General features: G+C 61.3%; 12 protein-coding genes. 5 read left to right on the forward strand and 7 right to left on the reverse strand.

Annotated elements, in window-relative coordinates:
- Nucleotides 1-42: 42 nt before the first annotated feature.
- Both G3N95_RS25185 and oxlT read left to right on the forward strand, forming a co-directional pair.
- Nucleotides 43-1,035 carry a hypothetical protein gene (locus G3N95_RS25185; RefSeq protein ID WP_205972790.1) on the forward strand — a complete coding sequence of 331 codons (993 nt, stop codon included), beginning with the start codon at nucleotides 43-45 and terminating at the stop codon, nucleotides 1,033-1,035.
- Between the two features lie 143 nt (nucleotides 1,036-1,178).
- A complete protein-coding gene (gene oxlT, locus G3N95_RS25190; protein WP_346778404.1) occupies nucleotides 1,179-2,474 on the forward strand; it encodes an oxalate/formate MFS antiporter in 1,296 nt (431 codons plus the stop codon).
- An 86-nt stretch (nucleotides 2,475-2,560) separates the two neighbouring features.
- Here oxlT and G3N95_RS25195 read toward each other — a convergent pair whose 3' ends face one another.
- On the reverse strand, nucleotides 2,561-2,836 hold the full coding sequence (locus G3N95_RS25195; RefSeq protein WP_205972791.1) for a DUF4148 domain-containing protein: 276 nt from the start codon (nucleotides 2,834-2,836) through the stop codon (nucleotides 2,561-2,563).
- 309 nt (nucleotides 2,837-3,145) lie between these two features.
- On the opposite strand from G3N95_RS25195, the gene G3N95_RS25200 reads away from it, so the two are divergent.
- Nucleotides 3,146-3,793, forward strand: a complete 648-nt coding sequence (locus G3N95_RS25200) for a response regulator (protein ID WP_205972792.1) — start codon at nucleotides 3,146-3,148, stop codon at nucleotides 3,791-3,793.
- 233 nt (nucleotides 3,794-4,026) lie between these two features.
- Here G3N95_RS25200 and G3N95_RS25205 read toward each other — a convergent pair whose 3' ends face one another.
- The 6 genes from G3N95_RS25205 to ehuA all read right to left on the reverse strand — a co-directional run bounded on the left by G3N95_RS25205 (nucleotide 4,027) and on the right by ehuA (nucleotide 9,459).
- Nucleotides 4,027-5,370, reverse strand: coding sequence for an MFS transporter (locus G3N95_RS25205; RefSeq protein ID WP_205972793.1), 1,344 nt, complete (start codon nucleotides 5,368-5,370; stop codon nucleotides 4,027-4,029).
- Between the two features lie 93 nt (nucleotides 5,371-5,463).
- Nucleotides 5,464-6,243: an ectoine utilization protein EutA gene (eutA, locus tag G3N95_RS25210; protein ID WP_205972794.1), complete on the reverse strand. Its 780-nt coding sequence runs from the start codon at nucleotides 6,241-6,243 to the stop codon at nucleotides 5,464-5,466.
- A gap of 3 nt (nucleotides 6,244-6,246) precedes the next feature.
- On the reverse strand, nucleotides 6,247-6,906 hold the full coding sequence (ehuD, locus tag G3N95_RS25215) for an ectoine/hydroxyectoine ABC transporter permease subunit EhuD (protein ID WP_205972795.1): 660 nt from the start codon (nucleotides 6,904-6,906) through the stop codon (nucleotides 6,247-6,249).
- Nucleotides 6,907-6,910: 4 nt separating this feature from the next.
- Nucleotides 6,911-7,570 carry an ectoine/hydroxyectoine ABC transporter permease subunit EhuC gene (gene ehuC, locus G3N95_RS25220; RefSeq protein ID WP_205972796.1) on the reverse strand — a complete coding sequence of 220 codons (660 nt, stop codon included), beginning with the start codon at nucleotides 7,568-7,570 and terminating at the stop codon, nucleotides 6,911-6,913.
- Nucleotides 7,571-7,652: 82 nt separating this feature from the next.
- Complete coding sequence (ehuB, locus tag G3N95_RS25225) at nucleotides 7,653-8,492, reverse strand: ectoine/hydroxyectoine ABC transporter substrate-binding protein EhuB (protein ID WP_205972797.1); 840 nt, start codon at nucleotides 8,490-8,492, stop codon at nucleotides 7,653-7,655.
- Between the two features lie 64 nt (nucleotides 8,493-8,556).
- The gene (ehuA, locus tag G3N95_RS25230; RefSeq protein ID WP_277398031.1) at nucleotides 8,557-9,459 is read right to left on the reverse strand and encodes an ectoine/hydroxyectoine ABC transporter ATP-binding protein EhuA; all 903 of its coding nucleotides are present in this window, start codon (nucleotides 9,457-9,459) and stop codon (nucleotides 8,557-8,559) included.
- Nucleotides 9,460-9,883: 424 nt separating this feature from the next.
- On the opposite strand from ehuA, the gene doeA reads away from it, so the two are divergent.
- Together doeA and G3N95_RS25240 are read left to right on the forward strand one after the other, a co-directional pair.
- On the forward strand, nucleotides 9,884-11,104 hold the full coding sequence (gene doeA, locus G3N95_RS25235; protein ID WP_205972798.1) for an ectoine hydrolase DoeA: 1,221 nt from the start codon (nucleotides 9,884-9,886) through the stop codon (nucleotides 11,102-11,104).
- Nucleotides 11,105-11,177: 73 nt separating this feature from the next.
- Nucleotides 11,178-12,272: an alcohol dehydrogenase family protein gene (locus tag G3N95_RS25240; RefSeq protein ID WP_205972799.1), complete on the forward strand. Its 1,095-nt coding sequence runs from the start codon at nucleotides 11,178-11,180 to the stop codon at nucleotides 12,270-12,272.
- Nucleotides 12,273-12,482 lie beyond the last annotated feature (210 nt).

The following is a 12,482-nucleotide window of genomic DNA, read 5'->3' on the forward strand; positions in this document are numbered from 1 at the left end:
TTCAAGGTAGTCGATAAAACCCACCAAAACTATGGAGGCAACATGGCTTTTCTCAAACATAAAGCGTTGACGATCTGTTTGGCGGCATTGGGATTATGCTCGGTCACGGTCCACGCGCAGACGTCGCAATATCAGCTCGTGAAGACGATCAATTTGCCCGGCGCCAAGGGCGGTCACGGCGATTGGGTCACCTACGACAACGACACCCACGCAGTCTGGCTTGCCCAGTCGCCCAATCACAATGTCATCGTGATCGACGCGAAGACCATGACGGTGAAAAAGACACTGCCAGGCGTCGACTCCGGCAACGGCATCGATTTCGATGCACACCACGCCTACGTCACGGACGCGACGACAGGCAAGCTGATCGTCTATGACAAACACTCGTTCGCCCGGATCGCCGCCGTCGACAGCGGCGGCAAAACGCCAGACGGTGTGAATGTCGACACGAAGTCGGGCAAGATTCTGCTCGCGAACGACGACAGCAACAACGAAGCCGTCTTTGAGCCGAAGTCGCCGTACAAGATGTCCGCGACATTCAAGCTGAAACCCGAAGACGACAAGGACGGTCCGGACGTCGCGCTATACCTTGCCTCCACCGACCGACTGTATCAACCAGTTGGCAGCAAGATCGACGTGATCAATCCGGATACCCATGAGATCGAGGCGGTGTGGGACTTCGGTTTGAAGGGGGCGGCGAAGGGCGGCGCCTACGACAAGAAAACGAATCACCTGATTTTCGGCACCAGTGACAAGAAGATGCTTGTCGTGGACCCGACAACAGGCAAGCTGATCACGACCATCGCCGTCGCCGGCGCTGTCGATCAGACGGCGATCGACACCGACAAGCGCCGCGCTTTCGTCGGCGACAAGACGGGCGAACTGGAGGTGATCGATCTGGATGCGAATCAGGTCGTCGATCACATCCACACCGAGCCCAAGGTCCACACGTTGACGGTCGACACGGCAACCCATCGGGTCTACGTCTACCTCAACGAAAGCAACAAGGTTGGGGTGTACGAGCAGAAGTCCTGATATCGCGCGCCGGTTCGGGTATTGCAGCAGCACACCTCCTGCAATACCCGTACCGCGACTACGCTGCATGAAACGAGGTGCGGCGCGCAGGATCGCGCTTTCGCGCGCCGTCACCCTACCTTTAATCTGCAGGAGAACTCGTGATCTCATCCACTGCCTCGCCGGCTCGCAAACCCTTCCTGGGAAGCCGGTGGACTCAACTGTTTATCGGCATTGCCTGCATGGCGCTCGTCGCCAACCTGCAATATGCGTGGACGCTTTTCGTGGTCCCGATGAAAACGGAGAACGCCTGGACCGCTGCTGAAGTTCAGACGGCGTTCTCCGTCTTCATTCTGGTCGAAACGTGGCTCGTGCCGATAGAGGGTTGGCTTGTCGACCGTTTCGGCCCGCGCCCTGTCGTCATGGCCGGCGCGTTCTTCGTCGCGCTGAGCTGGGGAATCGATTCGTTCGCCACGACGCTGCCCGTGCTCTACGCGGCTTCTATCATCGCGGGCCTCGGAGCCGGCTGCGTATACGGCACCTGCGTCGGCAATGCGCTGAAGTGGTTTCCGGACCGGCGCGGGCTCGCGGCTGGACTGACGGCGGCAGGCTTTGGCGCTGGCGCTGCGCTGACGGTCATCCCCATCGCAAACATGATTCACAATTCGGGGTATCGGCAGACGTTCCTCGTATTCGCCATTATCCAGGGCATCGCAATCTTCATTCTGAGCATTGCATTGATTCGCCCGAATCCAGGCCCCGGCATCAAGCCCGTCGCGCGCGTCGTGACAAGCAGGATCGACTACACGCCGGGACAGATGATCAAGACACCGCTCTTCTGGATGATCTATCTGTTGTTCGTGCTCGTAGCAGCCGGCGGCCTGATCGCTACGGCGCAACTGGGTCCGATTGCGAAGGCATTTGGGTTTGCGAAGCTCCCGGTGCAGTTCTTTGGTGCAACGTTGCCCTTGTTGACGCTCGCGCTATCGATCGACAACCTGCTCAACGGATTGACCCGCCCGATCTGTGGCCTCCTGTCCGACAAGATCGGGCGCGAAAACACCATGCTGATCGTGTTCGTTGGCGAGGGACTTGCATTGCTCGGGATGAATGCCTACGGACACGATCCCTATGCATTTCTGATCTTTGCGCCGTTGATCTTCTTGTGCTGGGGAGAGATTTTCTCGATTTTTCCCGCGATCTGCGCGGATACGTTCGGCAGCAAATACGCGTCGTCGAACGCCGGCACGCTCTACACGGCCAAGGGCACCGCGTCGTTGATCGTCCCCATCGCGTCACTGCTGGCGGCAGGCGGATCATGGGAGCATGTGTTCATCGGCTCCGCGGTCGTGTCGATCGTCGCGGGCGTGTCGGCCAAGTTCATTCTCGCGCCCATGCGCAAGCGCTGGTTCGCAGGAATGGACGATGAAGTGTCGCCTCCCGTCCTTCAGACTCAATGAGCGAGCCGCCAGCTTGACGCTGGCGGCCTGGCGTTTGCCGCAACGAACCGCTGCCGTTCCCTCTTCCGACCATCACGTGAGCGGAATCAGTCATGTTGCGCATTCGGGGCCGTCGTCGGTGCGGATTGACCCGGCACAGCCGAGTGCCCGGGCGCGCCGGCAGCAACGCGCGCCTGAGCCGCTTGCAGGTCCCCTGGATATTTGTTGTCGCGTCCGGTAGGTCTGTAGCCGGCTTTTACGAGCTGGGCCAACTCCTCGCGTACCGCCGCACGCGTTGGTGGTCCATTGGACGATTGCGCAAAAGAAAGGGTCGGTGCAAACAATACGACCATTGGAGCGACCAGTTTGAAGATTCTGTTCATAGTCTGCGCCTCCAGCAATTCAGGTGTCAGGGCTGCGGACCCGGGGCGGGTCTGTAGATGGCATGGCTAGCTTGCCAGTGCAGACTTAAGAAAAAGTTAACGCCGGATAGCGTCCGTCGACTGCGGCGGAAGACGCCATGAGCAAGATCAGGCTGGAAAGGCGCACAGCGCTCTTCTTGCAAATGCCTGACGGTCCGGCTTTATCGGGTCAGCCGTGAAATCGAACGCAGAAAGCAGATTGTCGGCTGCGGACCAATCTTATTCTTATCAACGTGAATAAAGCGTGCTGAGCCGGGGGCGGAACAATCGATGCGCATATTGCTGGTGGAAGATAACCTCTTGATTGGCGGCCCGTTGCAGCATCGGTTACGTAGAAAGGGCTTTGTCGTCGATTGGGCAATAGACGGGGCATCGGCCTTGCTGGTACTTCGAACGACGCCGTACGGGTTGGTGCTGCTCGATCTTGCGCTGGCTGGAGGCGATGCACTGACGCTGCTTGCAGGACTGCGGCATCGTAACGATCCGACACCTGTCCTCGTCATTACGCCGCGGAACACAGGCGCGGATCAAGCCGCGAGCCAGGACAGCGTTGCGGACGATTGTCTGGTGAAGCCGTTCGCACTAAACGAGTTGCTTGCCTCGATCCGTGTCGAGGGTCTGCAGCAGATGCGACGCCTGGAGACAACGCTGCACGTGGGTGCGTTGTGGCTCGATTCTGCGCAGTGCCGCGTCTGGCTGCGCGACCACGAGGTACCGGTGACGAAACAGGAGTCCGCGTTGCTCCGTGAGTTGATGCGTGATCCAACGAGTGTCGTCACTCACGAGCAACTCGGGCAGCGTCTCGAGATGATGACTAACGCCGTTCAGGTGCATGTCCACAACCTGCGGCGTAAGCTCGGTGTCGATACGATCCGCAATGTGCGTGGTGTTGGCTATCGCATCGGAGATATCGCATGAGATCGTTGCCTTGCCGCCTGCTGCTGTTGCCGTCGACTGTGCGCTACTGATAAAGGTATCGAAAGCACACCGTGCCCGGCACCCAATCGCAGCTTTAGATCAAACGGCCGTCCGGATAGCCGGGCGAGAGGGCACACGAAAGTCCTTTCCTGGCCGCGTGTCGCCCCTCGAGCCCGTCGATTGCGCGACAACACAGGCGTCGGTGCACCGCGCTACTAAGCGTTACTAAGCGATCACGATTTACCCGGTATCCCACGCCCCCGCAACGAGCAACCCGAGGTCTCCGTGACGAAGATCAGCGCCAACGCACCGATCGCGCACGCGCCCATCATGTAGTATGCCGGCACGAGCACATTGCCCGTGCGCGCAATGAGCCAGTCGCTGACCAAAGGCGCGGTGCCGCCGAAAATCGACGTCGACACGTTGTACGCGATCGCCATCCCCGCATAGCGCACGTGCGTGGGGAACATCGCCGGGAACATCGCCGAGATGCTGGCAAGTTGAGGAACATACAGCAGCCCTAGTACCGAGAAGCCGATCAATGCGCCGGCAAGTCCATGCTTCATCAGCAGGAACATCGGAATCGCGGCGACAAACAGCCCGACAAGCGAAAACCACCAGACGTTCTTGCGGCCGACGCGGTCGGAAAGCGTCCCGGCGAACGGCAGAAACACCATCATCGTCAGCATGCCGATAAGCGGCACCAGCAACGACATGTTGTCGCTCATACCCAACTGCTTCTGCATGAAGGTCGGCATGTAGGCCAGCAACACATAGTTCACCACGTTCAGCGCCACCACCAGTCCGCCGAGCAGGACCAGCGGCCGCCAGTAGCCGCTGATTAGCGCCTTCAGCGTGACGGAGCTTTGCGTATCCTTTTGGCACGTGCGTTCCAGTTCGACGAAGACAGGCGTGTCCTCCAGCTTCGAGCGCAGATAAAAGCCGATCAGCCCGAGCGGCGCCGCGATCAGGAAAGGCAGCCGCCATCCCCAATCGTGCATCGCGGTATTGCCGAGCACGACCGAGCAGCCGAGCATCAGAAGCGCGCCGAGCGAAAAGCCCGCGAGCGTCGCGAACTCGAGGAAGCTGCCGCAAAAGCCGCGCTTTTTGTCAGGCGCGTATTCGGCCATGAAAGTCGCCGCCCCGCCGTATTCGCCGCCCGTCGAGAAGCCCTGGATCATTCGCAGGATGACCAGCAGCGTCGGCGCCCACCAGCCGATTTGCGCGTAAGTCGGCACGAGTCCCACCAGCAGCGTAGCCAGCGACATCAGGATGATCGTCATTGCGAGCACCTGTTTGCGGCCGAGGCGATCGCCGAGTGGGCCCCAGAACAAGCCGCCCAGCGGACGGATCAGAAACGAAATCGCAAACGTGGCGAGCGCGAACAGCGTGGCCTGAGCCGTGCTGCCAGGAAACAGCGCCGCCGATATGTACGTCAGACCGTATGCGTAGATGCCATAGTCGAACCACTCCGTGGCATTGCCGAGCGCCGATGCCGCAATCGCGCGGCGTAGCAGACCCGTCGACTGGCGCCGCCCCGCCTCGCCGTCCCATGCATGTGAATGTGCGTAATCCATCGTTCCTCCCTCCTGAATCTCCAGCGATGCGACATTGCCCCCGAACCGCATCGATATGACAGATAGTCGTTAGCGCTTGCCGTTACACGCCGCTCAAACTTCGAGCGACGGCAACGCCAGCGTCATCAGTCGTCCGTGCCCGGACTTCGCGTTGTTATCGCCGCAAAGCCGCAAACACATCCATGCCGTCGCCAGATTGCTGCTCACCGCCGGCTTGCCGATCGACACCTCGATCCATGCGATGACGGCAGCCGCCCGCACGGCTGTGCATGAAATGAAAAGCGCGTCGGACTCGTCGGCTGTCGCGGCACGTGCGAACTCGACGATATCGTCGTGCGAGATGCGCGCCATCTCGCGATCGTCGCTCAAGCCGAGGCACGTGAAGCGGTCGATCAAGAAGCCTTGCGCGGCGAAGTAATCGGCCATCGGCCCGCTCGTTTCGACCGTATAAGGCGTGAGCACGCTGATACGCCGTGCGCCGAGCGCACGCAGCGCGGTCACGGCCGCGGCGGTCGGCGTGACCACCTGCGCCTGCGGTTTCGCCGCACGAATGGCCGCGTCGATCTGCGCGTCGCCGATCATCACGGACGCCGACGTGCACGAATACATCACGACGTCGAGCGCTTCGTCGGGCAGAATCAGCGCGGCGCCCGCCGTCAGCGAAGGCTGCATCGCGCGCAGATTGTCCGGTGTAACAGGATTCACGTAGGGCACGCGATTCACGTAAATGCCGATATGCTCGCTCGCGACGAGCGCCGCGAAATCCGGTTCGGTCGTGTGATCGGTCGCGAGAATCACGAGCCCGATACGCTTGTCGAGCGCGCGATCATCGAGACGCGGCGCGCGAACGGCAGATTGAATGGCAGGTCGCATCGCTCAATGTCCAAGAGGAGGAAAGCGCTTTTCGAGCAGCCTCACAGCAGCCACTGCGATCAGGCTGATACACAGAAACAGCACGCCCACCAGCGTCATCGGTTCGAGGTAACGGTAGTCCGTATTCGCGATGATCTTCGCTTCGTTCATCAACTCGAGAACGGTAATCGCGGACAGCAGCGGCGTTTCCTTGAACATCGAAATCAGATAGTTTGCGAGCGCGGGCAGCATCGGCGGAACGGCCTCGGGCAGGATGACGTGCTGCCACGTTTGCGCCGGATTCAGATTGCATGCTTTCGCCGCTTCCCACTGCCCGCGCGGCACGTTCTCGATACCGCTTCGATACACTTCCGCCGCGTACGTGCCATAGTGCAGGCCGAGCGCCAGCACGCCGGCCGCCAGTGCAGGCATGCGTATGCCGATGTCCGGCAGCACGTAGAACACGAAATACAGTTGCACGAGCAACGGCGTGCCGCGAATGAAGCTCACCACGGCCGTCGTGATGGTTGCGACCGCGCGATTCGGCGAAAGGCGCAGAATCGCGAACACCATGCCGACGACGGCCGCTACGATCGCACCGAGCACGGTGGCGAGCACCGTGATCTCCAGGCCTTGCAGCAAGATCGGCAAGATCTGGCGCGCGAAACTCCAGTCCCATTCCATGCGCTTATCTCCTCATTCCATCAAGACCGACGCTCATCCGGCGTTCGAGCTTGCGCATGCCGAACGCGATCAGACACGCCATCGCAAAGTAAAGCGCGAGAATCGTCGCGAACGGAATCAACGTATTGCCTGTCTGCGAGCGCACCACCTGAGCCTGGAATGTCATGTCTCCCAGCGAAATCAGCGAGACGACGGCCGTGCCTTTGAGCAATTCGATCGCGTTGTTGCCGAAGGTCGGCAGCATCAGCGGCAATGCCTGCGGCAGGATCACGTGACGCATGCGCTGATAGCGCGTCAGATTCAATGCGATGCACGCGTTCCGTTGCTCCTGGCCGATGGCGAGGATCGCGCCGCGCACCACCTCCGCGCCGTATGCGCCGACGTTCAGGCCGAGCGCGAGGATGCCGGCCTGCAACGGCGTCAACGTCAATCCCGCCATCGGCAAGACGAAGTACGCCCAGAACAGCTGCACGAATACAGATGTGCCGCGGAAGAACTCGATGTACACCGTGGCCAGCGAGCGCACCGCGAAGAAACGCGACAATCGCCCGAGCCCTGCGACGAAGGCCATGACAAGGGCGAGTACCGCGCCCATGACCGTCAGTTCGACGGTGGCCTGCGCACCCTTCAGAATGAGCAGAAGATAGCCGGACCAGTCATGCATAAACGCACCTCATCGTGCTGCAGGCTCGCCGCCGGACTGCGAACAGTCGCATGTCCGGCGGCCCGAATGGCCCCAGTTGGCTTCAGTTAGACGCACCACACAACTTCTCGCGGCTCGTCGACATCGCGGCTTTCGCGGAGAACCCATAAGGCTCGACGATCTTCGCGAATTCGCCCGATTCCTTCATCTTCTTCAACTCGACATCGAATGCATCGCGCAGCGCGGTGTCCTGTTTGCGGAACGCGACGCCGTCGCATTGCACGGGCGTGCCCTGCACCGGCGCGATGGATTCCAGACTGGCGTCTTTCGCTTTCGCGAGCAGATCGCTGATCGACAGCAGCGGCAACGCGAAGGCGTCGATGCGGCCGTCCTGCAGCATCTTCAATCCGCTCTGCCCGTCCGGCACGATGATCACGCGCTCGGTGGGAATATGCGCGGCTGTCGCGAGCTTCTGCTCGGTGGTGCCGCCTTCCACGCCGATCACCGCTTTCGGGTCTTTGGCGATTTCCTCGTACGTCTTGATGCTCTTGGTGTTGCCCTTCTTCACCGCGAATGCCTCGACCGCACACAGCACCGGCTGGGAGTACGCGACGGCCGCGCAGCGTTGCGGCGTCATGAACAGACCGGCCGCGATCGCGTCGTGCCGGCCCACCGCGAGGCCCGGAATCATCGCGCCGTACTCGGAGACCGATGCGACGATGTCATTGACGCCGAGCTTCTTGAACACCGCACGCGCCACATCGGGCGCCGCCCCCGTCACCTTGCCGTCCGCGCCGACCGCGGTGAACGGCGGCTCGTTCGCGATGGCAATGCGTGCGAAGCCCTGCTCCTTCAATTGCGTCAGCTTGTCCTCCGCGGCAGCAACGCCGCTCAGCGTCAGCAGCGACAAGGTTCCCATGATCAGAATGCCCTTCAGTTTCATCTTTTTGACTCCTCGAGCGTGGTGGTATGCAATGACGTGTGGGATTGAGTAACGGAAAAGCTGATCAGAGCCTGTGACCCGCGGCGATGATCTTGCGCAAAAATGCCTGCGTGCGTTCATGCTCCGGATGACTGAATATGTCTTCTGGCTTGCCTTCTTCGATGATCCGGCCACGGTCGAAGAACAACACGCGGTCGGCGAAGTCGTGTGCGAATCCCATTTCGTGCGTAACGAGCAGCATCGTCATGTCGGTTTCTTTTGCAAGACGCTGCATCACGTTCAGCACTTCTTCGACGAGTTCCGGGTCCAGCGCCGACGTCACCTCGTCGAACAGCATGATTCGCGGCGCAAGCGCCAGCGCGCGTGCAATCGCAACACGCTGCTTCTGGCCGCCCGAGAGTTGCGCCGGCCGGCTTTTCGCCTTGTCGGCCATGCCGACCATGTCGAGCAATTCCATTGCGCGCCGTTCCGCCGATTCGCGGCTCTCGCCTTTGGTCAGGATCGGCGCAAGTGTGATGTTCTCGAGCACGGTCTTGTGCGGAAACAGATTGAAGTGCTGAAACACCATGCCGACTTTCGAGCGCATCTTCTGCAGATGCCGCTCGTTCGCGGGCACCGTGCGGCCGCCCTGCTGCATATGAAAGAGTTGCTCGCCGTCGATTTCGACGTGGCCGCCGTTGATCGATTCGAGCGTCATCAGAATGCGCAGGATCGTGGTCTTGCCCGAACCCGACGGCCCGATCAGCGCGAGCTTCTCGCCGGGCATCACATCGAGCGACAACTCGTCGAGCACGGTCAGCGCGCCATAGCGCTTCGTTACACGATCGATCCTGATCAAGGGCTGGTTCGTCGCGGTCCCGGCACGCGGTTCGACGGCGTGATCATGGGCTACGCGTGAGTCGGGCGGCAACGCCGCCGGGGCAATGTCTGAAAGGCTGGGCATGTCAGTGACTCGCGCGCTGGTCATCTCGATTCGATCCCGTTGGTGATACAGCCTTGATGGAATGCGGTGCATCGGCATCGGCGCGCAGTACGACTGCCGGGTGTGCCGGATCCGCTATGCAAATCAGAATACAAAGCCATATTCACGATCCGATTGCTCTAGAACAATTCTTTTCACGGGCCCACGAAGCGGGCCGCGCAATGCCGCGCCACACGGTTCTCATTGCGTTAAAGCGGAGTACCAGGCCAGGGCCAACACCTGGACAATCGCAATAGATGGCGCACGGTTTGGTATGGGTAACGAACATTGCACTAGCACATTCATAGTGGCTTTTTCGCAGCATTAGACTGCGCGCAGAAATACCCACGGGCGCCTTGTCTTTGCGTACGAGCACACGCTTGAGGCGCCGCTTCCAGAACCGACCTCACGCTCATGGAGAGAGGGGAAAATGTCAGATACAACGCAAATGGAAACGCGTAGCGCGGCGCCTCGCGTCCGTCTGCCGTTCGAGCGCGCGGAGTACGCCGCGCGTCTCGCCAAAACGCGCAAAGCGATGCAGGCCGCGGGGATCGAACTGCTGATCGTGTCCGATCCGACCAACATGGCCTGGCTCACGGGGTACGACGGCTGGTCGTTCTATGTGCATCAGTGCGTGCTGCTCGCGCTCGACGGCGAACCTGTCTGGTTCGGTCGCGGCCAGGACGCCAACGGCGCAAAGCGCACGGTGTTCATGCAGCATGATCAGATCGTCAGCTACCCGGATCATTACGTGCAGTCACCCGTTCGCCATCCGATGGATTACCTCGCGAAGGAAGTGATCGATGCGCGCGGCCGGGGCGCATTGCGCATCGGCGTCGAAATGGATAACTACTATTTCAGCGCCGCCGCTTACCGGTCGCTCGTCGCGAATCTGCCGAACGCAAAATGGCAGGACGCCACCGGGCTCGTCAACTGGCAGCGAGCGGTCAAGTCGCCGCGCGAGATCGAATACATGCGCGTGGCCGCACGGATCGTCGAACGGATGCATGCGCATATCGTCGAGCGGATCGAACCCGGCATGCGCAAGAATGACCTTGTCGCGGAGATCTACGCGACAGGAATTACCGGTGTGGAGGGTCACGGCGGCGATTACCCGGCAATCGTGCCGCTGCTGCCGACGGGCGCCGATGCCGCCGCCCCGCATCTGACCTGGGACGACACGCCCTTCGCTAAAGATGCCGGCACCTTCTTCGAAATCGCCGGCTGCTTCAAGCGCTATCACTGCCCGCAGTCGCGCACCGTGTATCTCGGCAAGCCGCCGAAGCATTTCCTCGACGGCGAACGCGCGGTGGTGGAAGGCATCGAAGCGGGGCTGGCTGCCGCCAGGCCGGGCAATACGTGCGAAGACATCGCCAATGCGTTCTTCGCGATGCTGCACAAGTACGGTATCGAGAAGAACAGCCGCTGCGGCTACCCCATCGGCGCGAGCTATCCGCCCGACTGGGGCGAGCGCACGATGAGCCTGCGTCCCGGCGACAAGACGGTGCTCGAACCCGGCATGACCTTCCATTTCATGCCGGGCCTGTGGCTCGACGACTGGGGTCTCGAAATCACCGAGAGCATCCTGATCACCGAGACCGGCGTCGAAACGCTTTGCAACACGCCGCGCAAGCTGTTCGTCAAGCCGTAAGGCTTCCACCACTGCCTGAGCCCCGTCTGCGTGCGCTGCTCGCGTCGCGCGGCGGGATACCAAAAGGAAACCCATGCTGCCAAAAACCATGAAGGCCGTCGTGCTGACCGCGCATGGCGGCCTCGACAAGCTCGTCTACCGCGACGATGTGCCCGTTCCCGTCTGTCAGCCGGGCGAGGTGTTGCTCGACGTCACTGCGTGCGGCCTGAACAATACCGACGTCTGGGTGCGCGAGGGCGCATACGGCACCGACGACGATCCGCAAGCCGTCTCGACCTGGCGGCGCGGACGCTCGACGCTGTCCTTTCCGCGCATTCAGGGTGCCGACATCGTAGGACGCGTGATCGCAGTGGGCAGCGGCGTCAGCGACACGCGCATCGGCGAACGGGTGATCGTCGATGCGTCGATCTACAACCGCGACGACGACAGCCTCGCCGATATCGACTATGTCGGCCACGGCCGCGATGGCGGCTATGCCGAATATGCAGCGGTGCCTTCCGTCAGCGCGCATCGTGTCGACTCCTCGTATTCCGATGCCGAACTCGCGACGTTCTGGTGCGCGTATCACACGGGCGAGCAGATGATCGAACGCGCCGCCGTCAAGCGCGGCGAGACGGTGCTGATCACGGGCGCCTCGGGTGGCGTCGGCTCGGCCATCATTCAATTGTGCCGCGCACGCGGCGCCATGCCGTACGCGGTCGTCAGCAAGGGCAAGGAAGAAGCCGTGCTGAAGCTCGGCGCAGAAGGCGCGATGCTGCGCGACAGCGCGGATTTCGCTGCCGCTGTCGAACGCATGACGGGTGGCAAGCCCGTCGACGTGGTGGCCGATCTGGTCGGCGGCGCGTTGTTCGGCAAGCTGCTGAACGTACTTCGGCCGGAAGGCCGCTACACGACGGCGGGTGCGATCGCCGGACCGGTGGTTCAGCTCGATCTGCGAACCATGTATCTGAAACAGTTACAGCTGAACGGGTCATCGCAAGGCACACGCGGCGCGTTCAAGCGCGTGCTCGACTATATCGAGGCGGGCACGATCAAGCCGGTGCTCGCCGCGACCTACCCGCTGTCGAAGTTTCATGAAGCGCAAACACAGTTCATGGCGAAGCGCTTTGTCGGCAATATCGTCGTGGTGCCGGACAGGCATTACAGTGAAGTGGCCTCCGTGGTTTGAGTGGCACGCGATAGAAGGACCCGCATCGGTTCGCGGGTCCGGCTATTTGCCATGGATAAGCCCACGAGCACGGGCGCTTGTGCGGGAATGCGTCGATGCACGCGCGCCCTTCCATGAATGGGGCGCGCGGCAACACGGCATCGCGTGGCTGATCCCGTATGAGCCACGAAGGAGCATCGTTAGTTTGGCCAGGTTTGCGACGCCGAACCC

Origin of the sequence: Paraburkholderia sp. Tr-20389, assembly GCF_017104565.1 — a bacterium.
In the GTDB taxonomy this organism is placed as follows: domain Bacteria; phylum Pseudomonadota; class Gammaproteobacteria; order Burkholderiales; family Burkholderiaceae; genus Paraburkholderia.

What these genes read in the sequence shown, in the direction of transcription:
- ehuD (WP_205972795.1), bottom strand. Translation starts at nt 6,906, where the DNA reads ATGGAATGGGACTGGAGTTTCGCGCGCCAGATCTTGCCGATCTTGCTG.
- G3N95_RS25200 (WP_205972792.1), top strand. Translation starts at nt 3,146, where the DNA reads ATGCGCATATTGCTGGTGGAAGATAACCTCTTGATTGGCGGCCCGTTG.
- ehuC (WP_205972796.1), bottom strand. Translation starts at nt 7,570, where the DNA reads ATGCATGACTGGTCCGGCTATCTTCTGCTCATTCTGAAGGGTGCGCAG.
- G3N95_RS25240 (WP_205972799.1), top strand. Translation starts at nt 11,178, where the DNA reads ATGCTGCCAAAAACCATGAAGGCCGTCGTGCTGACCGCGCATGGCGGC.
- G3N95_RS25205 (WP_205972793.1), bottom strand. Translation starts at nt 5,370, where the DNA reads ATGGATTACGCACATTCACATGCATGGGACGGCGAGGCGGGGCGGCGC.
- eutA (WP_205972794.1), bottom strand. Translation starts at nt 6,243, where the DNA reads ATGCGACCTGCCATTCAATCTGCCGTTCGCGCGCCGCGTCTCGATGAT.
- doeA (WP_205972798.1), top strand. Translation starts at nt 9,884, where the DNA reads ATGTCAGATACAACGCAAATGGAAACGCGTAGCGCGGCGCCTCGCGTC.
- G3N95_RS25195 (WP_205972791.1), bottom strand. Translation starts at nt 2,836, where the DNA reads ATGAACAGAATCTTCAAACTGGTCGCTCCAATGGTCGTATTGTTTGCA.
- ehuB (WP_205972797.1), bottom strand. Translation starts at nt 8,492, where the DNA reads ATGAAACTGAAGGGCATTCTGATCATGGGAACCTTGTCGCTGCTGACG.
- ehuA (WP_277398031.1), bottom strand. Translation starts at nt 9,459, where the DNA reads ATGACCAGCGCGCGAGTCACTGACATGCCCAGCCTTTCAGACATTGCC.
- G3N95_RS25185 (WP_205972790.1), top strand. Translation starts at nt 43, where the DNA reads ATGGCTTTTCTCAAACATAAAGCGTTGACGATCTGTTTGGCGGCATTG.